This is a genomic window from Methylomagnum ishizawai (assembly GCF_019670005.1).
Lineage (GTDB): Bacteria > Pseudomonadota > Gammaproteobacteria > Methylococcales > Methylococcaceae > Methylomagnum > Methylomagnum ishizawai.
In genome coordinates, this window is sequence record NZ_AP019783.1 from 2,240,168 (window position 1) to 2,263,425 (window position 23,258).

Annotated in this window: 16 protein-coding genes; 6 read left to right on the top strand and 10 right to left on the bottom strand. The window is 65.7% G+C overall.

Features of this window, described 5'->3' with window-relative positions:
• Nucleotides 1-2: 2 nt before the first annotated feature.
• The 5 genes from K5658_RS10225 to K5658_RS10245 form a co-directional block, all read right to left on the bottom strand.
• Nucleotides 3-1,961, bottom strand: coding sequence for an EAL domain-containing protein (locus K5658_RS10225; RefSeq protein WP_221066820.1), 1,959 nt, complete (start codon nucleotides 1,959-1,961; stop codon nucleotides 3-5).
• A gap of 16 nt (nucleotides 1,962-1,977) precedes the next feature.
• Nucleotides 1,978-2,634 (bottom strand): transglutaminase-like cysteine peptidase, encoded by a 657-nt coding sequence (locus tag K5658_RS10230; protein ID WP_221066821.1) that lies wholly within the window; start codon nucleotides 2,632-2,634, stop codon nucleotides 1,978-1,980.
• Between the two features lie 134 nt (nucleotides 2,635-2,768).
• Nucleotides 2,769-6,347 (bottom strand): Calx-beta domain-containing protein, encoded by a 3,579-nt coding sequence (locus K5658_RS10235; RefSeq protein WP_221066822.1) that lies wholly within the window; start codon nucleotides 6,345-6,347, stop codon nucleotides 2,769-2,771.
• A 285-nt stretch (nucleotides 6,348-6,632) separates the two neighbouring features.
• Nucleotides 6,633-7,043 carry a hypothetical protein gene (locus K5658_RS10240; protein WP_221066823.1) on the bottom strand — a complete coding sequence of 137 codons (411 nt, stop codon included), beginning with the start codon at nucleotides 7,041-7,043 and terminating at the stop codon, nucleotides 6,633-6,635.
• A gap of 2 nt (nucleotides 7,044-7,045) precedes the next feature.
• Nucleotides 7,046-8,299, bottom strand: a complete 1,254-nt coding sequence (locus K5658_RS10245) for a hypothetical protein (protein ID WP_221066824.1) — start codon at nucleotides 8,297-8,299, stop codon at nucleotides 7,046-7,048.
• Between the two features lie 131 nt (nucleotides 8,300-8,430).
• Here K5658_RS10245 and K5658_RS10250 point away from each other — a divergent pair, with 131 nt between their 5' ends.
• Complete coding sequence (locus tag K5658_RS10250) at nucleotides 8,431-8,652, top strand: (2Fe-2S)-binding protein (protein WP_246628614.1); 222 nt, start codon at nucleotides 8,431-8,433, stop codon at nucleotides 8,650-8,652.
• A 79-nt stretch (nucleotides 8,653-8,731) separates the two neighbouring features.
• On the opposite strand, the gene K5658_RS10255 is transcribed toward K5658_RS10250, so the two are convergent.
• The 4 genes from K5658_RS10255 to K5658_RS10270 all read right to left on the bottom strand — a co-directional run bounded on the left by K5658_RS10255 (nucleotide 8,732) and on the right by K5658_RS10270 (nucleotide 14,885).
• Nucleotides 8,732-9,484, bottom strand: coding sequence for a slipin family protein (locus tag K5658_RS10255; protein WP_085213130.1), 753 nt, complete (start codon nucleotides 9,482-9,484; stop codon nucleotides 8,732-8,734).
• A gap of 164 nt (nucleotides 9,485-9,648) precedes the next feature.
• Nucleotides 9,649-10,983, bottom strand: a complete 1,335-nt coding sequence (locus tag K5658_RS10260) for a DUF1501 domain-containing protein (RefSeq protein WP_221066825.1) — start codon at nucleotides 10,981-10,983, stop codon at nucleotides 9,649-9,651.
• A 23-nt stretch (nucleotides 10,984-11,006) separates the two neighbouring features.
• Complete coding sequence (locus tag K5658_RS10265) at nucleotides 11,007-13,316, bottom strand: DUF1800 domain-containing protein (RefSeq protein ID WP_221066826.1); 2,310 nt, start codon at nucleotides 13,314-13,316, stop codon at nucleotides 11,007-11,009.
• A 216-nt stretch (nucleotides 13,317-13,532) separates the two neighbouring features.
• Nucleotides 13,533-14,885, bottom strand: coding sequence for an esterase-like activity of phytase family protein (locus K5658_RS10270; protein WP_221066827.1), 1,353 nt, complete (start codon nucleotides 14,883-14,885; stop codon nucleotides 13,533-13,535).
• A 223-nt stretch (nucleotides 14,886-15,108) separates the two neighbouring features.
• Here K5658_RS10270 and K5658_RS10275 point away from each other — a divergent pair, with 223 nt between their 5' ends.
• Nucleotides 15,109-15,444 carry a hypothetical protein gene (locus K5658_RS10275; protein ID WP_221066828.1) on the top strand — a complete coding sequence of 112 codons (336 nt, stop codon included), beginning with the start codon at nucleotides 15,109-15,111 and terminating at the stop codon, nucleotides 15,442-15,444.
• A 43-nt stretch (nucleotides 15,445-15,487) separates the two neighbouring features.
• On the opposite strand, the gene K5658_RS10280 is transcribed toward K5658_RS10275, so the two are convergent.
• The gene (locus K5658_RS10280) at nucleotides 15,488-15,868 is read right to left on the bottom strand and encodes a hypothetical protein (protein ID WP_221066829.1); all 381 of its coding nucleotides are present in this window, start codon (nucleotides 15,866-15,868) and stop codon (nucleotides 15,488-15,490) included.
• A gap of 143 nt (nucleotides 15,869-16,011) precedes the next feature.
• Here K5658_RS10280 and K5658_RS10285 point away from each other — a divergent pair, with 143 nt between their 5' ends.
• The 4 genes from K5658_RS10285 to K5658_RS10300 all read left to right on the top strand — a co-directional run bounded on the left by K5658_RS10285 (nucleotide 16,012) and on the right by K5658_RS10300 (nucleotide 23,215).
• Nucleotides 16,012-16,365, top strand: a complete 354-nt coding sequence (locus K5658_RS10285; protein WP_221066830.1) for a hypothetical protein — start codon at nucleotides 16,012-16,014, stop codon at nucleotides 16,363-16,365.
• Between the two features lie 6 nt (nucleotides 16,366-16,371).
• Nucleotides 16,372-18,078, top strand: coding sequence for an AAA family ATPase (locus K5658_RS10290; protein WP_221066831.1), 1,707 nt, complete (start codon nucleotides 16,372-16,374; stop codon nucleotides 18,076-18,078).
• 16 nt (nucleotides 18,079-18,094) lie between these two features.
• Nucleotides 18,095-18,940, top strand: a complete 846-nt coding sequence (locus K5658_RS23945) for a general secretion pathway protein GspB (protein WP_221066832.1) — start codon at nucleotides 18,095-18,097, stop codon at nucleotides 18,938-18,940.
• A 66-nt stretch (nucleotides 18,941-19,006) separates the two neighbouring features.
• Nucleotides 19,007-23,215 (top strand): DEAD/DEAH box helicase, encoded by a 4,209-nt coding sequence (locus K5658_RS10300; RefSeq protein WP_221066833.1) that lies wholly within the window; start codon nucleotides 19,007-19,009, stop codon nucleotides 23,213-23,215.
• The last annotated feature ends 43 nt before the right edge of the window (nucleotides 23,216-23,258 follow it).

Genomic DNA, 23,258 nt, shown 5'->3' on the forward strand with positions numbered 1-23,258 from the left:
GCCTAATCGGCCTCGCCCGGCTTGCAGATCAAATAGCCCTGGATGCCGTCCACCAGGATCGCCGCCAGGGCTTCCCGTTCCTCGGCGGTCTCGACGCTCATGGCGATGACCTTCATGTCGATCTCGTGGGCGGTCCGGGTCAGCTCCCGCAGGAAGAACTGGTTGTCCTGGTCGAGGTGGAGGTTGCGGACGAAGCTGCCATCGATCTTGATGTAGGCCGCGCCGATGGAATGCAGATAGGCGAAGGAAGCGAAATTGCGCCCGAAATGGTCGATGGAGAAGCGGCTGCCGAAGGGCCGCAGCCGTTGGACGAAGCGCTTGGCCGCTTCGACATCGCCCACCACGCCGTATTCGGGCACCTCGAAGGTCAGGCGCTTGGCCCGCTCGGGAAAGGCTTTCAATTGCTGGCACAGCCAGTCCACGAAACCGGCGTCGCGCAGCGAACCGGGCGTGAGGTTCACCGCGTAGGATTTGGCGGGGCTGGCGGTCCGTCCCATCCGCTCCAACACGGCCCGGACCGCGATGCGGTCGAATTCCGGGGCCAGCCCCACCCGCTCGGCCATGGGCAGGAACGTCCCCGCCGTCAGCATCTCGCCGGACTCGCCGCGCAAGCGCAGCAGGACTTCGCGGTGCATCGCCTCGCCGGGGGTCGCCGTCAAGGGCAACACCGGCTGGAAGCTGAGTTCGATCCGTTCCTCGCGCACCGAGTCCTCCAGGAATTTGCGCCAGTTCCGGGCGCCGCTGGGCGTGTCTTGTGGCTGCGCCGGGCTGTGGATGTGCCAAGCGCAGGCACCCTGGGCCTGGGCCGTGCGCAGGGCGTGGTCGGCGTGGCCCAGGAGTTCCGAGGCCGTTTGTCCGGTGGCGTACAGGGCCACGCCGATATGGCCCAGGCCCTGGCCGTCCAGCCCGCCCTGGTCGCGCAATTGCACCAAGCTCCCGGCCAGGCGCTGCGCCAGGGTTTCCACCGTTTCTTTCAGGCCATGGGTCGCGATCACCCCGAAGCTGCCCCCGGCCAGGCGGGCCAAGAGGCAGCCGGCTTCCTCGGGACAGGCCGTGCGGATCGAGGCCGCCGCCTTCCTGAGCAACTCGTCGCCGCTGACATAGCCGTGGCGGTTGTTGAAATCCTTGAAGTCCGCCAGTTCCATCAGCAACAACGCGCCGCCCGCGAATTCGTCGGGGTATTGGATCAACTGCCCGAGTTGGACATCGAAATAGCGGCGGTTGCCGAGGCCGGTCACCTCGTCCACATAGACCTGGGCGCGCAGGGTGTCGGCGATGGCCGATTGCTCCGCGAACGCCTGCTGTACCCGCGCCGACATCCGGTTCATGGCCAGCACCATATGGCGCAGTTCCCGCGTCTTGGGGATATCGTCCTGGATCGGATAGCGCCCGTCGCAAATGGCCTCGGCCTGCGTTTCCACCGAACGCAGGCGTTTGAGGACCATATGGATCAGCCCCAGGCCCAGCCCCAGGGCGGCGGCGGTGCAGGCCGACAGCCATAGCAGGGTGTCGGCGCTGGTGCGCCAGAGTTCGGCATAGGCGAAGCCGGGATGGCTGGTTATCCGCAGTGTGCCCAGTTCCATCCAGCCATCGACCAGCAGAGCCTCGCCGGGTGGCGTTTCCAAAGGAATCAGTTCGACGAACCAGGCCGGCACCCCGGCGATGCCCGCCGGGTTGACGCGCTCCAGTAGCCGCGTGCCGTCCGCGCCCGCGATCACCAGTTCGCGGTAATAGCCCCGGTCGAAGATGGCGTCCACCATCGAGCGCAGGGTGGTGGTGTCCTTCCGAGCCAGGACCGGCGACAAGGAGAGGCCCAGCGAGGTCGCGGTGTCCTGGGCGTGGGATTCCAGTTGCCGGGCCAGGTAATGGCGGGCGTTTTCGAGGCTGATGGCGAAGGTTCCCATGAAGATGAAAACGAACGACACCAGGATGATGAATACCATCTGCCGGGATAAAGTCATGGCCTGTCCTCGTCGGTCATCGGGGTTCGCCGGGCAAGACGCCCATCCGCGCCAGCAGGCCGCGCCACAGCCCGATCCGCTCGGAGCCGCCGACCCGTTCCTTCGCCAGCCACAGGCCCTGGACGTTGAAGCTGTAGACCGGCTGGAGGTCGGTCCTTTGGGTGGCGGGCTTGATGGCCTTGTCCAGGTTGTCCAGCACCCAGGGCACGGCGCCGGGCGTGGCGGTATAGGTCAGCACCATATGGGCCTGGTCGAGCTTGACCGCCTTGACGTAGACCAGGCGCAGCCGTTCCTCCGGCACCCCGAGCGATCTTAGGGTGAAGTATTTGGCGATGGAGAAATCCTCGCAATCGCCGCCGTTGGTGGCGAGCGTCTCGACCGGCGTGGCCCAGTAATCGGCCTGGCCCCAGTGTTCGTCGTCGCCCACGAATTCGAGGCGGTTGAAGAAATCGTTGACCAGGGCGATTTGCTCCGGCTCGGTTTTGCCCCGGTGCTGGGATATCAAGCCCAACCAAGCGTCGACCCGGCCGCGGGCCTCCGGGCCGTAGCGTTTCCCGACCTCGGCCAGGAGGCCCTGGGCCGTTCCGAGCCAATCGGGCCCGGTGGCCGCGAATCCGGCGCCGACCAGCAACAGCAGGGAACCGATAAGCGCGGTGGTTTGGGATGGGGTCATGTCTTTCCGGCGCTTAGGGGGCCATGACGATCAAAATACACCGCGCATGGCCCTCAAGCCAGGACCGCCGCTGTGGGCGGCGGTCCTTCCGGCAAGGCTACGGCCTTGGGTGGCGGACCGATGTCCGCCCCGCTTCAGTCGTCGTTGATGAGGCTGCCGGTGGCCGAGGCGATCTTGAGGATATAGGGCGAGGGCGACGAGAGGTTGCCCAAGGTCAAGCCGAGGGTTTCCGTCGCTTCCCTGACGTTATCGCCGATCACCGGAACCATGAGGGTCTGGGTGAGCTGCCCAGGCTGGAAGGTCAGGGTGCCGGAGGTGGCGGTGTAGTCGGAACCCGCCGTCGCGGTGCCGTCCTGGGTGGCGTAGTCGACCGTGATGGCTTCGGTCGGCGCTTTGCTTAGGGTGATTTTGAAGGGCAGGAAGCTGGTGGTGCCGTCCGCGCCCTCCTTGACCGAGCCATTGGCGACGATGAGGGTGGGGTTGATGAAGTTCACGATGCTGCCCTTGCCCACGGCGGTTCTGAGGATATAGGGCGGGGGCGGGTTGCCGAGGACCAGGGTGAAGGTTTCCGCCGCCTCCGTGAGGTTGTCGCCGATCACCTCGACCAAGACCGTTTGGGTCAGTTGGCCGGCCTCGAAGGTCAGGGTGCCGGATTGCGCGACGTAGTCTTGCCCCCCCACCGCGGTGCCGTCCTGGGTGGCGTAATCGATGGTGATGGCCTGGGTCGGGGCTTTGCTCAGGGTGATTTTGAACGGCAGGGTGCTGGTGGTGCCGGCGTAGCTTTCGTTGGCCGCGCCGTTGGAGACGCTGACGGTGGGGTTGGCGAAGTTCGCGATGCTGCCGGTGGCCGTGGCGGTTTTGAGGAGATAGGGCGAGGACGGGTTGCCGAGGACCAGGGTGAAGGTTTCCGTCGCCTCCGTGACATTGTCGCCGATCACCGTGACCAGGACCGTCTGGGCCAGTTGGCCGGCCTCGAAGGTCAGGGTGCCGGATTGCGCGACGTAATCTTGCCCCGCCACCGCGGTGCCGTCCTGGGTGGCGTAATCGACCGTGATGGCCTGGGTCGGGGCTTTGCTCAGGGTGATTTTGAACGGCAGGGTGCTGGTGTTGCCGGCGTAGCTTTCGCTGGCCGCACCGTTGGCGACGTTGAGGGTGGGGTTGACGAAGTTCAGGATGCTGCCGGCCACGCTGGGGGTCCTGGCCGTATAGGTCGCGTAGCTGCCGACCGGGTTGCTGAGCAGCAGTTGGAAGGTTTCCGTGGGTTCGGCCAGGGCGTCGCCGAGGATCGCGATTTGCACGGTCTGGGTGGTCTGGTTCGGGGCGAAGGTCAAGGTGCCGGATTGGGCGATATAGTCTTGCCCCGCCGTCGCGGTGCCGTCCTGGGTGGCGAAATCGACGGTGGTGGGGGCCGTGGAGGGGACGCTCAGGGTGACTTTGAAGGCCATGTAGCTGGTGGTGCCGGCCGGTCCTTCGGTCAGCGACGCGGCGGTGGCGATGAACGTGTTGGCGACCGCGAAGTTGGTGATGCTGCCGGTGCCGGGGTTGGTCTTGAAGGTATAGCCCGCGCTCGGGTTGCTCAGCACCAGGCTAAGGGTTTCGGTCGGTTCCTGCACACTGTCGCCGAGGACTTGGACCCGCACCGTCTGCGTGATCTGTCCGGGGAGGAAGGTCAGGGTGCCGGACTGGGCGACGTAATCGGAACCCGCCGTCGCGCTGCCGTCCTGGGTGGCGTAATCGACGGTCACGGTCTGGGTGGCCTTGGCGCTGAGGGTGACCGGGAACGACAGGTAGCTGGGGGTCGCCCTGGTTTCCGCGACCTGGACGTTGCCGACGCTGATCCCGGAGAAGCCCGCCTGGGTGAGGGTCGCGATGGCTTGGTTGTCCGCGCCGACCGTGAGCTTGGCGGTGCGGGCGACGAAGCCGGGATTCGGCTCGGCTTGGTATTCCACCGTACCGCTGCCCTGGCCGCTGGCACCGCTCGACACGGTCAGCCAGGGCGAATCGCTGGCGACGGTCCAGGCGCATTGGCTGGGCGCGGCGACGTTCAGGACCGGCCCGGCACCGCCTTCCGGCTGCACGCTCGGGGCGGCGGGCGTCACCGACACCTTGCAGCTCGTGGAGACCCGGAAATTCGCGACGGTGTAGGCGGTGTCGTTGAGGACGCGGGCGTCGTCGGCGTCGCAATCGGGATTGTTCGGATTGCCGAACTGGCAGGAAGTGTCGGTGCCCTCCGGCACGCCCATCGGCTTGTCGTTGTAGGTCTTGAGCGGATTGGACCAATAGGGCAGGCGGGTGCAATTGAAGCCGCTGTTGGCGCATTCGTTGTTGTACGCCATCACGGTGCGCCAGCGGCCCAGGGTGTTCACATAGCCTTTGTTATAGGTGTAGGGCGAATTCTTGGAGGTGTCCACGAACCAGTCGTGGGTGGCGCCCATGATGTGGCCGAGTTCGTGGCCGAAGGAGTAATAGCCGGTGGCGCAATCCTGGCTCACCAGGGCGTAGGCGTATTCGCTGAAGCCGGCGGAAACCGAGCTCATTTGCCAGGCCATCCCGCAATAGGCGGTGTTGGCGACCAGCAGCACGGTGGCGTCGGCGTTGTAGGTGTCGCGCAGGACGGGGATGTTGTCGAGGTATTGGTCGGTCTTGTTGGTGAGGCGGTAGAGGGTGTTGACCCAATCGAAACCGGTCTCGTCGTAGACGATTTCCTCGGCGTGGGCTAGCTTGACCCGCTGGTTGATCCCGCTGTTGGCGTAGTTGGTATTGGTTTCGCTGACGGCCAGGTCGATCAGGGCCTGCATGGCCAGAGGGCCGCCGGCCGCCTGTTTCGCCGCCGCGTCGTAGACCACCAGCACGTCGATTTGCGAACCATCGTCGCTGGCCGGGGAAGTCTCGTCGGCGGACGGCGCGGAGATGCCCGACCGCGCTGGGTTTTGGGCCGGCTTGGGCTGGGTTTCTGGCAGGGTGACGGGCAGCGGGTCGCCTTCGGGGGGCAGGCTGGATTGGTCGATTTCGTGGATGCTGTGTAGCCCGTTGCCGATATAGCGGATTTGATAGGCGCCGCCCGGATGGACCACGTTGGCCATCATCACATCGCCCTCGACCACCATGTTCACCGTGCTGAGCTGGATACCGCTCAGGCGGCCCACATAGGCCGTCCTATCCGGCCCGAGCTTGTCCACCTGCTTGATCGTGGCTTTGAAAGCGGCGTCGTTGAACAGGTTCAGGGGCAGGCTGTCGCCCTGTTTGAGCTGGGCCGCGTTCAGCCCTTGGAGATCGACCCGGACATGGCGGGTGCGGGTGGCTTCCCTGGGGGCGGCCAAGGCGCTGCGGGCCGTTTTATCGGCCACGTCGCTGAACAACTCCAGCCCGACCGCCCTGCCGCCCGCCGCCGACGAGGGCAGTTGGTTGATCTTGTCGAACACGGCCCGCTGCCAGGGTTCTTCGAGCGCCCAGGAAACCAGGACGCCCACGACGGCACCCGTGACCGCCCAAGGCAAGGGCGCGAGCCTTCCCGTCGCGCCCTGGGGCCGCCAACGGCGGTAGGCCACCCGGCACAACAGGGACGCCCCGGCGAACAGGAGGGCTATCCCAGACGCCAACAGCCAATCCGGCAAGGTATATATCCAGGGGAGTTCGGTGGTCGGTGCTTCGGCTGCCGCACCATGCGCTACGGCCATTGCCAGGACGGCCGCGATCCGGGTCAAGGTTTTCATGGTGAATTCCTTAATAGTTAGAGCTGTACTGTTGAGTGTAGCTCATGTTACGCGGTTTCATAAATGGGGATGCGCCAGAGTTTCCTTGTATGGTCTGGGGTAGAGCTTGGCGCGGACGCGGGAGGGCTGCATCATGGACGTTTGATGAGCCGTTACAGTCTGGAAGCGGCACAGGTGTTATGAGACGGCGCGCAAACCAGGGGCGGCGGCGCTATTTCCGGGCTGTCGAATGGGTTCCGCCGCGCCTCCGGGCTTCTGGCGTGGGCCGGGGATGTCCCATCCAGGCTACCGCAACATCAACAATACCCGCACCGTCGCATCCACGTGCGCGGCGTCGATATAACCGAGGGCGTCCTGGTTTTCCCTGACGGTCCGCAGTACCGCCGCGTCGTCCGGTAATTGGGGGGGCGGGGAGGATTGGCCGGTGAACAACAGCCGCGCCCAATAGGCGTCGATCTGTTCGATGGGCCGCCCGGTCAGCCTTTGGTAGAACTCGGCCCGCAGCGGCGAGGCTTGGTCGAGGGGCAGGGCGAAGCGCTGGTTGGGGAACAAGCGGGTGCGGCCCAGGAAAATATCCCGCGCCTCGCGTTCCGACAGCGCCGCCAACCCGTTCCCCGGATGCGCGATCACCGCCATATCGGCCAAGGCCGGCAGCGCGAATCCCCCTAACAGCAAGGCGAGGATGGATGTCTTCATGGCTAGAACACGAAGTCCACGCCCACCGACCACACATTGACCTGCGTGGGGATCGGCGGCTCCGGATCGGTCCAGTACAACGCCCCGTCCCGGCCCAGCCAGAAATGGCTCCATTGCGCCTTGAGGGCGATGTTTTCATAGACATCCCAGCGCAGTCCCAGCGAGGCCGATTGCTCGTCGGCCTGGATGCCATCGAGCAAGGTGTTGACATAGCTCCGCAAGGCTTCCACCGAGGCCAACGGGACCGCGGTCTTGGGCAGGGTCCTGTGGTCGTTCAGCGATTCCACCACGCCATACAGGCCATACACGGTGACATGGCCGAAGCGGCGGCCCAGGCTCAGGTAGCCGCTCAACAGCGAGGGGAATTGCTGGATATTGGAGGAACCGGCATAGCTGGCCTCGGTCTGGATTTGCCACAGGCCGTCGTCGTAGGCCAGCCCGACCGAGCCGTAATGGATTTGCTTGTGTTCGATCTTGAGCGCCGGGATCAGGCTTTGCGCGCCGGGCCAGAGCAGGTTCACCAACGGGTCTTCCAGGGTCTGGTACAGGCTGCTTTGGCCCAGGTCGTTCAGGGTATCGACCTGGGCATAGCCGAGGCGGGCCCGCCAGTCGCCGGATTCGTAGGTGAGGTTGCCGCCGTAGAGCACGGTCCGCAGGGTGGTATCGCGGGTGTGCTGAAGTAGCGACGACATCTGGTTGAGGCTGTAGCCGCCATAGGCCTTGACCGAGAGATAGCCCTCGCCCAGGGCGAAGCGCTGGGTGATATCCGCCCCGTTGAAATGGTAGGGCACCAGCAGGGCGTAGAACTCGTGCGGGGGCCGCATCCAGGGGTAGGCGTAGCCCAGGTTGCGGTGGTCCGAGAGCATGAAGGCGTCGGCGCCGATGCGGCCCGCCCGGATATCCAGGTCGTCGCGGGGCCGCCAGCGCAGGAAGGCCCATTCCAGGTTCTGCTCGAAGAAATCGCCGGCGTGGTTGCGGGCGACCCATTGCACTGTGGCGTGGAAGGCGCGGTTGAAATCCGCGTCCACCTGGAGTCCCAGGCGGGAATCGATATCGACGGTCTCGGCGTCGCCGTGATGGGTCGCGCCGCCGGTCTGGGTGAAATCGCGGCGGAAGCCGATATGGTCGGTATCGGTGCCGACCACGCCGAGGGTGCCGAAGCCCTTGAAGCTGAAGGCCGGGCCGTCCGCCCAGGCGGGCGCGGCCAGCAGGGCCAGGGCGGCCAACGCGGGCGGAAGGGAAGGGAAGCGATGCATAGCTGGGCACCCCGGTTGCCCACGGGAGCTGGTTTTTTTAATGGGCCTCCCGGATTCTGGCGGGGGCGGCCAAGGATAATCGAAGCCGCCGCGCTTGCCGAGCACGCCGGACGCTAAAATAGCCGATTTCCATGCCGGGCCGCCGCCAGATGAATCCCACCGAACCCCAACCCAAACCAGAGGTGATCTGCCGGTGCAGCGGCACCACCACGGCGCAAATCCAGCGCCAGATCGACCAGGGCGTGACCGATCTCGACGCGATTTCCCAGGCCACCGGGGTGTGTTCGGGCTGCGGGGGGTGCGAGGCGGAGGTGTTGGCGTTTTTGGCGGGGTGTGTGGGCGGGGCGGGGTAGGGCGGGCGTTTGGCCCGTCCCGATCCAGACGTATGCCCCCGATCCTTAGGCATGGTCGGGGATCGGCGGCGATTCCGCCTCAATCCGCCTTCCGCGCCAGCGCCCCGGCGAATTCCCGCGCCAAATTCACGAAATCGGACGGCAGCAGCACGATGGTGGTGGTGTTCTGCTCCGCGCCCACCTCGGCGATCATCTGCATCCGCCGCAGTTCCAGGGCGATGGGGTTCTCGGCGATTTGGCGGGCGCCGTCCGAGAGCTTGAGCGAGGCTTCCTGTTCGGCCTCGGCCTTGATGATCCGCGCCCGCTTCTCGCGCACTGCTTCCGCCTCCCGCGCCATGGCCCGCTGCATGGCCTCGGGAATTTCCACATCCTTCATCTCCACCATCTCGATCTGGATGCCCCAGGCCTCGGTGGCCCCGTCCACGATGCCCTTGAGCGCCCGGTTGATCGAATCGCGCGATTTCAACACCTCGTCCAGCACATGCTGGCCGATGATATTGCGCAGGCTGGTGAGGGCGATCTGATGCACGGCGACCGCGTAGTTCTCGACGGCGATGACCGCCTTGGCCGGATCGACGATGCGGTACCACAACACCGCGTCCACCTTCACGGTGACGCTGTCCTTGGTGATGGTCTCCTGGCGCTCGACCGTGACCGTGCGGGTGCGGATATCGATGCGCGTTTGCCATTCGATCAGCGGGACCAGCCAATACAGGCCCGGTCCCTTGATGCACCGGTAGCGTCCCAGCCGGAACACCACGCCGCGCACGTATTCGTTGGCGATGCGGAAGCCAGAGAGCAGGATGAGGGCGAAGATGAGGGTGGAGGTCATGGCGTGGCTCCGGGGGTTGGCGAGGCTGTCAATTGTAGCCGCCGTCTTGCCCGCCGGATGCGAACCGCCGGGCGTTCCGGGAACGGGAAAATCCCGCCCGCAAAAAAGCCCCGCCCGGCGCGACGCCGAACGGGGCCATACCAGCCGGGTTTACCCGGCGCACTTCACAGCATGAATCCCACGTCGGCGCTCGGGAACAAGCCCAGGTTCGGGAACACCTGCGCCAGTTCGGTATCGGTCGCCCCGAACCAGCGGCCCAGGGTCGCGCCGAATTGCGCCGTGCCGATCTTGGGTATCCACACGCCCCGGCCATTGGCGTCGTCCGGCCCGTTGCGCACGAACTGCGGCAACTGCCCGTAAATCCCGCCCTTCACCGCCCCGCCCAGCACGATCTGGTGGTTGCCCCAGGCATGGTCGCTGCCGCTGCCGTTGGATTCCAGGGTACGGCCAAATTCCGACTGGGTGAACGCGGTCACGTTCTGGGCCAAGCCGACCTCGCCGCACGCGTGGTAGAAGGCGTCCAGCGCCTGCGAAAGCTGGATGAACAAATCCCATTGCTGCCAATCCTGGGAGCCGTGGGTGTCGAAGCCGTCCAGCGAACAGAAGAACACCTGCCGTCCCGGTCCCTGCTGCGAGCGTAGCCGGATCAGGCGCATCACCTCCTTGAGCTGGTTGCCCAGCGCAGTGCCGGGAAACACCGTGTTCAGGGGCGAGAGGTTGGCGTTGGATTTGAGCGCGTCGGCCAGTTGCAAACCGTCCAGCATGGCTTGGTTGGCGGCCTGCCGCACCGCGCTGCCGGCGTCCAAGCCCAGGATTTGGTTCAGGGCTTGCCGCCGGGCCAGGGCGGCGGAACTCGGCCACATGTCCATGCCCGACAGGCTCAAATCGGTGCCGGGCGTGACCACGTTGCCGACCACCTGGTTGCCTTGCAGCAAGGGCGCGGGCGAGGATACCGAGATGGCCGCGAGGCTGTCGTTCGCGGTCAAATGATCCAGCAAGCGCCCGCCCCAGCCGCTGCTGCTCCCGGCGGGCAGGCCGTTCTGGGCCTGCATGGTCTGGTCCGGGTGCGAGAACAGGCTGGTCGGCACGTTCGCGCCCTGGAGGTATTGGGCGCGGGTCAGGGGTTGCTGCAACATGCCGGTGTTCAGCACCACGGCCATGTGTCCTTGATTGAACAGCGCGTTCAACTCCGGGAGGCCGTAATGCAGGGCGTAGGGATTGCCGTAGCCGTCGCTGATGGGCGAGAGCAGCTTGCCCGCGCCCAGGGCCAGATTGCCCCGGATGCCCTGGTATTGGGCATAGCGGGCGTTGTCCACGGGGACGATCAGGTTGTTGCCGTCGTTGCCGCCGTAGAGGTAGACGCAGACCAGCGCCTTGTAATCGCTGACCGCGGCCTTGGCCCCGCGGATGCCTAGCCCCAGGCTCATCAAGCCGAGGGAAGCCAGGCCGGCGCTCAGTTTCAGGAAGCCGCGGCGGTGGGGGTTGTGTGCGTGTGTCATGGTCGGATGCTCCGGGAAGAGGGTTAGCGTTGCACCGCGTACTCGCTGGAAATCGCGGCGAGGTACAGGGCGCCCAGGGCGCGGCTCTGGTTGTCGGGGGCGGTGTTGCCCAGGGCTACGAGAATGTTGCGGAGTTCGTTCGACATCTGGCCGAAGAACAGCGCCTGGTTGATCTTCTCGGCCAGGTTGGCGGAATTCCCCGCCACCGCCACGAAGGGCGACAGATCGAAGGCCAGCGAGCTACCCAATTGCCCGGTCAGGATTTGATAGATGAAATTGGCGCGTTGGATGGAAAGGCCCGGTCCGTAGATTTGGAATTCCGGCCCGGACATCCCCGGATGGCCCGGCAAGGGGGCCAGCGGCGAATAGAAGCTGAACACGGTGTTGGGCGACAGCACCAAATTCCCCAGGTTGCGGAACACATAGGCGTACATATTGGGATCGTTGAATTGCATCCCCAAGGCCCGGCCCAGGCCCACCACATGCAGCATCGGGTCTTTCAGGTGCCCGGCGTCCAGCGAGACCGGCTGGGTGGCTTCGCTGTCGGTGAGGATGGCGGTCAGCACCGCCCACAGGTCGCCGCGCACGCCTTGCCCGTTGTCCTGGAACACCTCGGCCACCCGCTGGATATAGCCGGGGCTGGGATTGCTGGTGACGAGGCTGCGGATCAAGCGGGTGGCGACGAAGGGCGCGGTATTGGGATGGTTGAACAGGTTGTCGATGACCGCTTCCAAATCCTGGGTGACGGTCTGCCCGGCGGGGATCACCGTGCCGTTGAGCAGGGTTTTGCTGCCGGTGTCGTGGTTGGCGGGGCGCGGTTCCATCAGGCCGACGAAATATTCCCAGTTGTTGTTTTGCGGGGTGTTGCCGGGGGCGGTGGGATAGGTCCAGCCGGTCAGGGCGCGGGCCACTTCGCGCAGGGTGTTCTGGTCGTAGGTCGGGATGGGCTGGCCCTGGCCGTCCAGTTTCAGGCTGCCGTCCGGGTTCAGTTGCTTCAGGCCGATGCTGAAGAGCTGCATCACCTCCCGCGCATAGTTCTCGTTGGGCGAGGTGCTGGCGCTGGCCTTCATGCTGTTGGCGAGGTCCAGGTATTTGCCCATGGTGGGGCTCAGGGTCACATCGCGCAGCAGGGCGCGGTAATTGCCGAAAGCATGTTTCGATAACAGCCGCACCCAGGGGATCAGTTCTTCCCCATTGACGTTCTTGTTGATCGAGACCACCAGGATTTGGCTGAGGGCGTAGATCATGCGCTGGCGCAGTTGGTCCGGGCCGTTCGCCATGTTGTAGAAGGTCTGGGTGACCACCTCGTTGGCGTTGAGGCCGTCGGGGAGGGCGGTTTCCGGCAGGTTGGCCTGTTGCGCCATCCAGTATTTGAGCCCCTCGGCCTGTACGGTGGCGACGCTGGCCGATGTCGGGCCGAAGCTGGCCTGGCCCAGGAAGCGCACGGCGTCGGCTTTGCTCGCCGGGATCATGCTGGCGGGCAGGGCGGGCGGTTGCGGCGCGGGCGAGGGGCTGGGGTTGGCCTCGGTGGCGGGCGTGCCGGAGCCGCCGCCGGAACCCGAGCCGCTGCCCGAACCCGAACCCGTGCCCGGATCGGAACCGCCGCCCTGGGCCATTTGCCCGGTCGAGGTGATGGTGTAATGGCCGACCTCGTTCCACACGTCGTAGATCACCACGTCGATCTGGGTCTTGCCATCGCACAGCCAGGCGTTGAAGGTGCCGCCGCTGCTGGCCGGGTTGCTGGAGATGTACAGCTTGAGATTGGGGTTGGCGGCGTCCTGGGCCGAGACCGTGGCCGTGACCGGGGCCGCGCAATTGGCCGGTTGCGGCAGGGTGTACTGGGTCACGTTGGGATCGAAGGCCGGGCTGAGACCGGCGATGTTAAGGCTGGTCAGCTTGCCGCTGACGGGGGGCACGGGCGGCGGCGGCGGGGCGGCATCGACTGCGGTGATGGTGTAGCGGCCTTTCTCCGCCCAATTCTGGTAAATGACGATCTCGGCCTTGCCGGTGGCGTTGCAGATATAGGCGTTGACGGTCTGGCCGTTCTTGGCCGGGTTGTTGGCGATGTAGAACTGGCTCTTGCTGTCCAGTCCTTGCGCCGTGGCGGTGATGGAAACGCCGCAGCTACCGGCCACCTTGGGCACGGTGTAATTCCTGACGTTGGGGTCGAAGGCCGGGCTGAGGTTGGGCACGGTCAAGGCGGTGAGCTTGCCGGTGGCGGCGGCGTGGGCGGTGCCGCCCAGCAGCAGGCCCAGGGCGGGTAACAGCGCCAGCGCGGCGCGGGGCCGGGCGGGGGTGCGCCGGGCCGGGTGGGTGGATGGTTGTTGTCGCATGGCTCCTCTCCTGAAGGATGGCGGGTCTGGATTCGCGCTCCGGGTGTCGCGGGGAAGCTGTACCGGAGTTGTGAATAATCCTAGCGAGGGGGAGGAGGGGTGGGCGGTGAATATTACCGATTTGCGGTGGGGATATTTCGTCTGGCTAGAACCGCCGGGGGACGGCGCTCATTCCCAAACGGAACTTGGGAATGAGCGGATTACGGGACGGGCGGATTAGCCGCGGTCGCTCTTGTCGAGCGAGAAGGGCGCGACCGTCTGGGGCTGGTAGTTGGGCAGGTCGGCGTCTTCGAAGGTGAACACGAAGAACTTGTTGGGACCGGCCACGGCGTTCAGGAAGTCGTTGTCGTTGGCGATGAACAAGGTGTGCTTGGTCGCGCCGCCGATGTTGAGGTCGGGACCGAAGGCCACGCCTTCGATCTTTGCCGGGACTTGGTCGGCGGGGACGCCGTTGGCCCCGAGCAGGGACACCAAGTCCAGGAACGGGGTCTTGGCGACCAGGGTGGTGGTGGCGGTATTGAGGACGGGCTGGCCGGCAATATCGGTCGCGCCGGTGATATCGATCTTGTACAGCTTTTTCACCACCGCGCTGGAGCCATCGCCCAGGCCGGCCCCGTCGCGCTCGTCGACCAGGAATTCATGGTCGTTGATGGCGACGATTTCGCTGACGCCGCTGCCGTCGGTCAGCAGATAGGCGTATTCGTGGGTCGCTTCGGTTTCGGTGTCGATGGTGAAGATGCGCAGGTATTTCTTGGTGTCCTGCAACAGGTTCTGCTGCATGATGCCGACCAGGGTCTTGCCGTCGGGGGTGATGGCCAGTCCTTCCATGCCTTTGTTGTCGATGCGGCCCACGGTGTTGTAGGGCTTTTCCTCGTTCTTGCCTATGCTGCTGGGCTTGGCGACCGCGTAGTAGCCGGGCAGGTTGTAGATATGCTGGCGACGACCGTTGCCGCGGCTGAATTTGTAGAGGTAGGGACCGTATTCGTCGCTGATATAGACGTATTTGCCATCGTTGGAGACGCGGATACCTTCGGGGTCGAAGCGGGCATCGGTGGGGGCGTTGCTCGGCTTGGAGCCGTTGAAATTATCCGAGCGTCCGGAAAAATAGAACTGGGTCGCGGTGTTCAGGGCCGGTGCGCCGCCGCTCGCGTACACCAGGGGCGCGGTGCTGGACAGCAGGGTCGTCACGCCCAGGGCGGGCGAGAGGATATAAGGCAGGGAACCCACGGTGCCGGCGGTGTAATCGGGGTTGGGGGCCAGGGATAGATGGAAGGTCTGGAAGCGCGGGATATAGCTGGTGGTGTCGTCCACGTTGGCGTTGTAGGCCACGGCGTTGGGACCGCGGTCGGGCAGGGCCAGGAAGGTGTTGCCGCCCGCGTAGGCTAGGCCGGAGCCGATGCCGCCGAGGCGGTTGCCGGCCACGCCGTTTTCCAGCGGCGCGGCGGTGCGGGTGGAGAGGTCCTGGTAATTGCCGTCGATCTGGCCGATGGCGATCAGGTCGATCTGGGCCTGGGCGGCGCTGGCCGCGAACAGCAGCGGTAACACGCGGCAAAGCTGGGTTTTAAGCATCGTTACGGAGTCCATGAAGTTGGAGGGGGAAGGCGCTTCGGTCGCAATCGACAAAAGGCGTGGCATTCTGGCCGGTGCTTGTTACCGTGGCGTTAAACTTGGGACCCGAGTCGAGCCTCCGGGCTCTGGCCTCCGGCCTCGAAAATGCCGGATACTGTGGATTTGGCGCGGTTCGGTCCTGTGGATACGGGCTGGTGCGGGGCATTAAAAGCGAGGTATTGCAATGAAGATCATCGAACACGATTTCGGCAAGAAGGCGCGGCAGGTGGTGCGGGATTTCCGCGAACGCCTGTCCCTGGAGCCTTCGCACGAATCCAATATCCAGGCCAATCCCTTGCCCTATCTGGAACGGGCGGCGGAGCGGATTTTCCGGCTGGAAGAGGCTTTGTTCGAGGCGGTGAAAGCGGTCGCCCCGCCGGATGGGACCGCGCCTTGCGGGGAGACGGTCCAGGTGGACAAGGCCGAGTACCAGCGTTTGCTGCGTTGCCGCGACATCGTGGAGCAGGCGCTGGCCGAGTACGCCAGCGACGAGTCCCCGTCGCCGCCCGGACCCGCCTGACCCGCCTGGAAAAGGGCGGAGCCATCGGCCCCGCCCCGGCCCGTCAAGGCTTCACCTCCACGAAACGGATCAACGATCCCCAGCAGCCTTCCTTGCTCTTGGCCTCGACCGCCACCCGCACCTTGCCCGGCTGGGCGATGGGTTGGGGCAGGCTGGCCTTGATCTCGTAGTCGCCGTTGCGGCGTTTAGTGATGATGGGAGTGATTTTGCCGGTGCCGATTTCGATGCTGAGGGTGTCGATGTCGGTGTTGTCGGAAGCGATGAAGCCGAATTCGGACAGCGCGGCCACGGGGCCGCTGGGGTTGGCTTCCTGGAAGCTGGGCTCGGCGCAGGCCGACCCGCCACCGCCACCGCCGCCATAAGCCCAAACCCCGCCGCCATAGAGCGCAGCCGCTAGCCATCCCGTCATGATGATCGTGCGCATATCGGTTCTCCTCGTTGGATGTTGTGGTGTCGTGACCGGGTGTTTGGACTCCAACAGAAGCCGGCTTATCCGTCAATCCCACGGTGGGGCGGGCCATGGCCTCGGGCTGGATCGGGTAGAATCCAGCCTAGGAGGATCAGCCCATGCCCAAGCTCTCTGGACCCTTGGTTTTGCTGGCCGCGTTCGGCGGCTTCTTTCTTGCGTTGTTCCTGGTGTTCCAGGTGGTGGATAGCGAATTCTTCCGGGGCGATCCCGATCTCGGCGGTTCGGCGGTGGCGGTCAAGAACGCCAAGACCCTGGAGGCCCATGCCCGCTGCGCCGAAGCCGCCCACGCCGCCCATCCGCCCGCCGATTACACCGCCTGGGATTTGGGTTTCGACCGCTATCTGGTCAAGGTCGGGATGGGCGATGGCGCGGTCCGGCCCTATCTTTGCCGCGCCCTGAACCCCGGCGGGGCGGAAGAATGGACGGTGCAAAGCCTCGAATATCTCGATTGAAGCCCGATGTACACCCAGTTTTTCAAGTTCGCCGAACCGCCGTTCTCCATCGCGCCCAATCCGCGCTATCTCTACCTCAGCCCCCAACACAAGGAAGCCCTGGCCCATCTCCTGTATGGCATCGGCGTCGGCGGCGGCTTCGTGGCCTTGACCGGCGAGGTCGGCACCGGCAAGACCACCCTGTGCCGTTGCCTGTTGGAGCAATTGCCGGAGGATGTGGATATCGCCTTGATCTTCAATCCCCGCTTGGATTCCAGGGAGTTGGTCGAGAGCCTGTGCGACGAACTGCATATCGCCCACCCCGCCGGGGCCAGCCTCAAGCCCTTGATCGACGCCCTGAACCGGCATTTGCTGGACGCCCACGCGAAGGGCCGCCGCACCATCGTCCTGATCGACGAGGCCCAGAACCTGAGTTTCGAGGTGTTGGAGCAAATCCGCCTGCTGACCAACCTGGAAACCCATCAGGCCAAGCTGCTGCAAATCATCCTGGTGGGCCAGCCGGAACTCGGGCAATTGTTGGAACGGCGGGATTTGCGCCAGTTGGCGCAAAGGATCACGGCGCGTTACCACCTCGATCCCTTGTCCCGCCCGGAAACCGCCGATTATGTGCGGCACCGCCTGGCGGTGGGCGGCACGGAGGAGGCTATCTTCACCCGCGCCGCGCTGGCCGAAATCCATCGCCGCAGCGAGGGCGTACCGCGCTTGATCAATGTGTTGTGCGACCGCGCTTTGCTGGGGGCGTACAGCCTGGGTCGGCGTAAAGTGGACCGGGGCATCGTCCGCAAATCGGCGCGGGAGTTGCGGGCGGAGCGGTCCCCGCCGCGCAGGCCGTGGACCGTCGCCGCCGGGGTGGCTTTAAGCTTGGGGATCGGGGCCGGGCTGGCGTATTTCCGGCCCGTGCCTGGGCCGGATTTCGATGCTTGGCTCGGCGCGGCGCGGAAGACCGTCGTCGGCGAAGCGCCCAAGCCCTCCGCGGCGGCGGACCCTGCCCAAGCGCCGACCCAGCCTCCCGCTCCGCCGTCCCCAACCGCCAACGCCGCGCCCGCCACCCCGGTTCCAATCCCGGCCCCGGCCACCCAGCCGCCGGAGCCGCCCGCCGCCGTGCCGCTCGCCCAAGCCCTGGCCGATCCGGCGCCGACCCGTGCGGCGGCGTTCGCCCGCTTGTTCGCGCTCTGGCAACGGGAACCGCCCGCCGCCAGCGAAGACCCCTGTGCCTACGCCGGGCAACACGGCCTGCGCTGCCTGCCCCTGCATGGGACGTGGTTCAAACTGCGGAGCTTCGACCATCCGGCGCTGTTGGAATTGGTCCTGCCCGGCGGCGGGCGCGGCTATGCCACCCTGACCGCCGTGGCCGATGGCCGGGTCGAACTGGATTGGGGCGCGGGCGTCCATGGCTACGCCCTGGCCGAATTGCTGCCGTTCTGGAAGGGCGATGCGGTCTTGCTCTGGCAACCGCCCTTGGGCGGGACCGCCACCCTGGTGCCCGGCGAGCGGACACCGGCGGTGCGTTGGGTCCGGGAGCGGTTGCGGCTGGCCGCGCCCGCGGGCGGGGAAGAAGAATTCGACGCCGATTTGAAGGCCCGCGTCGTCGCCTTCCAGACCGAACACGGCTTGGTGCCCGATGGCAAGGTGGGAACGCAGACCTTGATTTATCTGGAGGCGTTGGGTGGCGATCCGGCGGTTCCAAGGCTCGAAGCCGTTCCTCCCCATTGAAGTTGGAAGCGCATCCATGTCCTATATCCTCGAAGCCCTACGCAAATCCGAACGCGACCGCCAAGCGGCCCAGACGCCCACTTTGCCGCATTTGCTCAACCAGCCGCCGCCGCGGCGTCCGCATTGGATGGGCTGGCTCTTGGCCGGGTTGTTGGTGGTGAACGGCCTGGGGCTGGCTTGGTTGGCCTTCCACGGTCGGAGCCAGCCGGATGCGCCCGTTGCCTTGCCACCGGCCCGGTCGGCTTCGCCCGCCATGCCCAAGGCATCCGCCGACGCCGCGCCCAAGGCCGTCGTCAGTTTGGACCCGCCGCCCGCGCCCGCCGTCCCCCCGGCACCGGCCACCGTCCCGAAGCCCGCGCATCCATCCGCCGAAGCCAAAGTGCCCGCCAAACCCGCCGCCCATGTCGCCAAGCCGCATACGGCGAAACCGGCCAAGCCCGCGCCGCCCGCGGAGGAAGAAACTCCCGATCCGGCCTTGGCGGAAGACGGCGAGGAAGCGCCACCGCCGCCCATCCTGGCGGGGCCGAAGCCGCGCCCCGCCCTGCGTCCGCCGCCGCCCCGGCCCGCTTTGGAAGACCGGGGGGACGAGGCTGATGCACCCGCGTCCCAAGCGGAACGCCCGGCCCACGACCCGGTTCCCTGGCTCAGCGCCTTGCCGGGCGGATTCCGCCAGCGGTTGCCGCAATTCAAGATCAACATCTTCGCCTATTCCAGCCTGCCGGAAGAACGCTTCGCCATCATCGACATGCGTAAATACCGGGTGGGCGACCGCATTCCGGGCGATGCCCTGTTGCTGGATATCCGGGCCGATTGCCTGGTGCTGGAATGGGAAGGCCAAAAGTTCCGGTTTCCCCGCCCCTGAGCCGGGACGCCGTTTCCGGGTTTGTGCGAAAATTTTTCTATTGTTGTATTGACGAGGCGAATTTGGATGACTGTCGATGAAGGCGTCGCCGACGATTGGATGGCGAAATATCTGGCCCTGCCCGAAAAAGAGCGCGAGGCTATCAATCTACTGGCGGTGAATTGGGGACCGCTGTCGGTGAACCAAATTAAGAACAGTTTGGGCATCACCTCCAAAACCCGGCTGAGTACCGAAGCCTGCGAGCGCCAAGGATTTTTGGTGCGGGTGCGGGGCCGGATGCCCAGCGCCAGCACCGGCCACCTGCTCAAATGCGCCCCGGATTGGATCGAGCGGGTGGCCCGGCACTTGGCCGCCGAGGGGCGGTTCGAGTCCTTCGCCCAACGCGCCCGCGAGGCCTGGCCGTTCGGGCGGAGCCTGACTGGATTTCGGACCGAGCCGGGGGATTTCCAATTCCAGAGCCCCGAGCAATTGATCCGCGAAGTGCGGATCGGGCTTTATCTCAACGACGAGGCGTATAGCGAGCGCATGTGCGCCATGTTGCGGCGGACCCGCTATAGCTATTACGGCCCGGAATGGAGCTTGTTCGAAAATCCGCGGGTGGTGTACGCCATGATTTGCGCCAATCCTTTCGATGGCGATTGGTTCCGGGGTTTGTCGGCCAGCGTCCGCAAGGCGGCGCTGCCCGGCACGGCGTATCAACTCACCATGGACTGGCAACTGGACCCGGCGGCCTACCACATGCTGGCCGAGCAAAACCGCGAGTTGGGCGGGGCCGGTGCGATCATGGCCCTGGCCGCCTTGCTGCGCGGCGAGCCACAAGCGGCGCAGGATTGGTTGGCCGGGCTGAAGCCGGGGGCCGAAACCGCCAGCGTCCAGGGCATCCTGGACCTGCTGCGCGGCCAGGACGACGCGGCCATCAAAAGTTTCGAGGAAGCCCTGCGCCACTACCGCCGGGAAAGCGGCCAGCGCAAAGTTTTCCCGCCGGGCCTGGGCGGGGTGTTCTACCTGCTGGCCCTGAGCCTCCGCAACCAGGGCAAGGACATCGAAAAAGCCCAGGGCTTGCTGGACCTGCCCATCGAGAACTCGCCGTTCACCGATATTCATTGGTTGTTCAAGCGCGGCCTGCCGATAGAGAGCGATGCCAAGCACCTCGACCCCTACCGGCAGCAATTGGAACACGCTTTGAAAAAAACCGACGCAGCCAGCCCCTGGACCGTGTGGATCGGCCTGCTCCTCCTGCACCGCTACGACGACAAGGCGCAGTCCTTCGCCCCCTACCTCTCCAAGCTCGACCACTTGCGGGAGCGGGTGGAACGCCTGGAACTGGCCTGGCCCGCCGCCGAACTGGCCCAGTTGCAAGCCCGTTTGCAGCCGTACAAGGCCGGGCTGGCCGACACCGCCGCCGCCTTCAAACAGCGTACCGGCCTGGGCTTGATCGTGGACCGGGTCCGCTTCCAAGCCTCCTGGGAACGGATGCTCAACGCCATCCGCAACAGCGCCCCGGTGCCCGCCGCCCGGCCCGAACCCGCCGAAACCGGCGGCGAATTACGGCTGGCGTGGCTGGTCGCGGAAGACTATTCCGATGTGTTCTCCCTGGAGGCCCGCGAACAAAAGCGCAACGGCAAAACCTGGACCAAGGGCAAGACGGTCTCCCTGAAATCCTTGCAGGAAAGCGCGTCCACCCGCCCCTATCTGACCGAGCAGGACCGCCGGGTCGCCGCCTGCGTCACCATCGACACCTACACCCGCGGCTACCGGCTGTCGGAGCGGGGCTGGCTGGCGCTGGCCGGGCATCCGGCGGTGTTTTGGGAACCCAGCGGGGCGGCGGCGGAATTGGTGTTGGCACCGCCGGAACTCCGGGTCCGCCGCCTGAAGGACGGCCAGGTCTGGATCGAATTCTGGCCCCAGCCCGGCCCGGAAAACCGCACCCTGGTCATCACCAAGGAAGGCCTGACCCGGCTCAAGCTGACCGAATTGAAAGCCGAGCATCACCGTCTGGTCCGCATCATCGGCGGGGGTTTCGAGGCGCCAGCTTCGGCCCAGGCCCAAATCCTGGAAGGCTTGGGCGCGGTGTCCTCCCTGGTCGCCATCCATTCCGATATCGGCACGGTGGAATCCGCCACCGCCGAGACCGTGGTGGCCGATACCTGTCCCAGGGTGCAGTTGCTGCCGGAGGGCGAGGGCTTGCGGGTGGCGGTGCTGATGCGTCCCTTCGGCGACCAGGGCGCTTATTTCGTGCCGGGGAAGGGCGGGGCCGGTTTGATCGCCGAGATCGGGGGCCGCCGTTTGCAGACCGAACGCGATTTGCGCGAGGAACGCCGCCGGGTGGCGCAATTGATCGTGGCCTGCCCCGCCTTGGAAGAATCCGCCGACCCGGACCAGCCCTGCCAATGGTTCATGGCGGACGCCGAAAGCAGCCTGCAATTCCTGCTGGAACTGGGCGCGGCGGGCGCGGACAAGGCCGTGGTCGAATGGCCGCAGGGCGAGAAGTTCAAACTGGTGGGGCAGGCGGATTCGGGCCAGATGAGCGTGCAATTCCGCCAGCAGCGCGATTGGTTCGCGGTCGATGGCCAACTCAAGCTGGACAACGGCGAAGTGATCCAGATGCAAACCCTGCTGGCCTTGCTCGACGCTAATCCGGGCCGCTTCCTGCGCCTGGACGGCGACCGCTTCCTGGCCCTGACCGATGCCTTCCGCAAGCGGCTGGAAGACTTGCGCGGCTATACCGAGCAACACGGCCAGGGGCGGCGGGTCCATCCCCTGGCCCTGCCGGTGATGGAGGAACTGGCCGAAGGTCTGGGCCAGGTCAAGGCCGATCAAGCCTGGAAACGGCGGATCGAACAACTGCGCGAGGCCGAGCGGCTCCAACCACAAGTGCCCGGCACCTTGCAAGCCGAACTGCGCGACTACCAGCGCGATGGTTACGTTTGGCTGGCCCGCTTGGCGGCCTGGGGCGTGGGGGCTTGCCTCGCCGACGACATGGGCCTCGGCAAGACCGTGCAGGCCATCGCCCTGATCCTTGGCCGCGCCGCCGAAGGTCCGTCCCTGGTGATCGCGCCGACCTCGGTCGGGTTCAACTGGCATAACGAGGTGGGCCGGTTCGCGCCCACCCTCAAGCCCAGGAGCCTGACCGGCGGCGACCGCCAAGCCTTGATCGAGGGGCTCGGCCCCTTCGACCTGTTGATTTGCAGCTACGGGCTGTTGCAACAGGAAGCCGTGGGCGAATTGCTGGCCAAGGTGCGTTGGCGCACCCTGGTCCTGGACGAGGCCCAGGCCATCAAGAATGCCGCCACCCGCCGTTCCCAGCAGGCCATGGCTTTGCAGGCCGATTTCAAGCTCATCACCACCGGCACCCCGGTCGAGAACCATCTGGGCGAGTTGTGGAACCTGTTCCGCTTCATCAATCCCGGCCTGTTGGGTTCGCTGGCCAGCTTCAACGAGCGCTTCGCCGGTCCCATCGAACGCGACCAGGACACGGAGGCCCGGCGGCGGCTCAAGCGCTTGATCCAACCCTATCTCCTGCGCCGCACCAAGTCCCAGGTGTTGGACGAATTGCCGCCGCGCACCGAGATCGAGCTACGGGTGGAACTGGGCGAGAAGGAAGCGGCGTTCTACGAGGCATTGCGCCGGAAGCTCCTGGACGAACTCGACGAGACCGAAGGCCCGATCCAGGACCAGCGTTTCCGGGTGTTGGCGGCCATCACCAAGCTGCGCCGCGCTTGCTGTAATCCCAACCTGGTCGCGCCGGAACTGGGCCTTTCCAGCAGCAAGCTGGACCTGCTGGGCGATGTGTTGGGCGAACTGTTGGAGAACCACCACAAGGCGCTGGTGTTCAGCCAGTTCGTGGACCATCTCGCCCTGGTCCGCGAATATCTGGACAGCAAGGGCATCGCTTATCAATACCTGGACGGCCAGACCCCCGCGCCCGAGCGCAAGACGCGGGTGGAAGCCTTCCAGGCCGGGGAGGGCGAGGTGTTCTTGATTAGTCTCAAGGCGGGTGGGACCGGGCTGAACCTGACCGCCGCCGATTATGTGATCCACCTCGACCCTTGGTGGAACCCGGCGGTCGAGGACCAAGCCTCCGACCGCGCCCACCGCATCGGCCAGAGCCGCCCGGTCACGGTCTACCGGCTGGTGGCGAAGGGCACCATCGAGGAGCAAATCGTCTCCCTGCACCGGCATAAGCGGGAATTGGCCGACAGCCTCCTGGAGGGCGGCGAGATCAGCGCCAAGATCGGGGCGGAGGATTTGTTGGAATTGATGCGGGCGGGTTGAGGCGGGCGGGAACTGTGGGGGTTCTGGCATGGATGCCGGAATC

What these genes read in the sequence shown, in the direction of transcription:
- K5658_RS10225 (WP_221066820.1), bottom strand. Translation starts at nt 1,961, where the DNA reads ATGACTTTATCCCGGCAGATGGTATTCATCATCCTGGTGTCGTTCGTT.
- K5658_RS10230 (WP_221066821.1), bottom strand. Translation starts at nt 2,634, where the DNA reads ATGACCCCATCCCAAACCACCGCGCTTATCGGTTCCCTGCTGTTGCTG.
- K5658_RS10235 (WP_221066822.1), bottom strand. Translation starts at nt 6,347, where the DNA reads ATGAAAACCTTGACCCGGATCGCGGCCGTCCTGGCAATGGCCGTAGCG.
- K5658_RS10240 (WP_221066823.1), bottom strand. Translation starts at nt 7,043, where the DNA reads ATGAAGACATCCATCCTCGCCTTGCTGTTAGGGGGATTCGCGCTGCCG.
- K5658_RS10245 (WP_221066824.1), bottom strand. Translation starts at nt 8,299, where the DNA reads ATGCATCGCTTCCCTTCCCTTCCGCCCGCGTTGGCCGCCCTGGCCCTG.
- K5658_RS10250 (WP_246628614.1), top strand. Translation starts at nt 8,431, where the DNA reads ATGCCGGGCCGCCGCCAGATGAATCCCACCGAACCCCAACCCAAACCA.
- K5658_RS10255 (WP_085213130.1), bottom strand. Translation starts at nt 9,484, where the DNA reads ATGACCTCCACCCTCATCTTCGCCCTCATCCTGCTCTCTGGCTTCCGC.
- K5658_RS10260 (WP_221066825.1), bottom strand. Translation starts at nt 10,983, where the DNA reads ATGACACACGCACACAACCCCCACCGCCGCGGCTTCCTGAAACTGAGC.
- K5658_RS10265 (WP_221066826.1), bottom strand. Translation starts at nt 13,316, where the DNA reads ATGCGACAACAACCATCCACCCACCCGGCCCGGCGCACCCCCGCCCGG.
- K5658_RS10270 (WP_221066827.1), bottom strand. Translation starts at nt 14,885, where the DNA reads ATGCTTAAAACCCAGCTTTGCCGCGTGTTACCGCTGCTGTTCGCGGCC.
- K5658_RS10275 (WP_221066828.1), top strand. Translation starts at nt 15,109, where the DNA reads ATGAAGATCATCGAACACGATTTCGGCAAGAAGGCGCGGCAGGTGGTG.
- K5658_RS10280 (WP_221066829.1), bottom strand. Translation starts at nt 15,868, where the DNA reads ATGCGCACGATCATCATGACGGGATGGCTAGCGGCTGCGCTCTATGGC.
- K5658_RS10285 (WP_221066830.1), top strand. Translation starts at nt 16,012, where the DNA reads ATGCCCAAGCTCTCTGGACCCTTGGTTTTGCTGGCCGCGTTCGGCGGC.
- K5658_RS10290 (WP_221066831.1), top strand. Translation starts at nt 16,372, where the DNA reads ATGTACACCCAGTTTTTCAAGTTCGCCGAACCGCCGTTCTCCATCGCG.
- K5658_RS23945 (WP_221066832.1), top strand. Translation starts at nt 18,095, where the DNA reads ATGTCCTATATCCTCGAAGCCCTACGCAAATCCGAACGCGACCGCCAA.
- K5658_RS10300 (WP_221066833.1), top strand. Translation starts at nt 19,007, where the DNA reads ATGACTGTCGATGAAGGCGTCGCCGACGATTGGATGGCGAAATATCTG.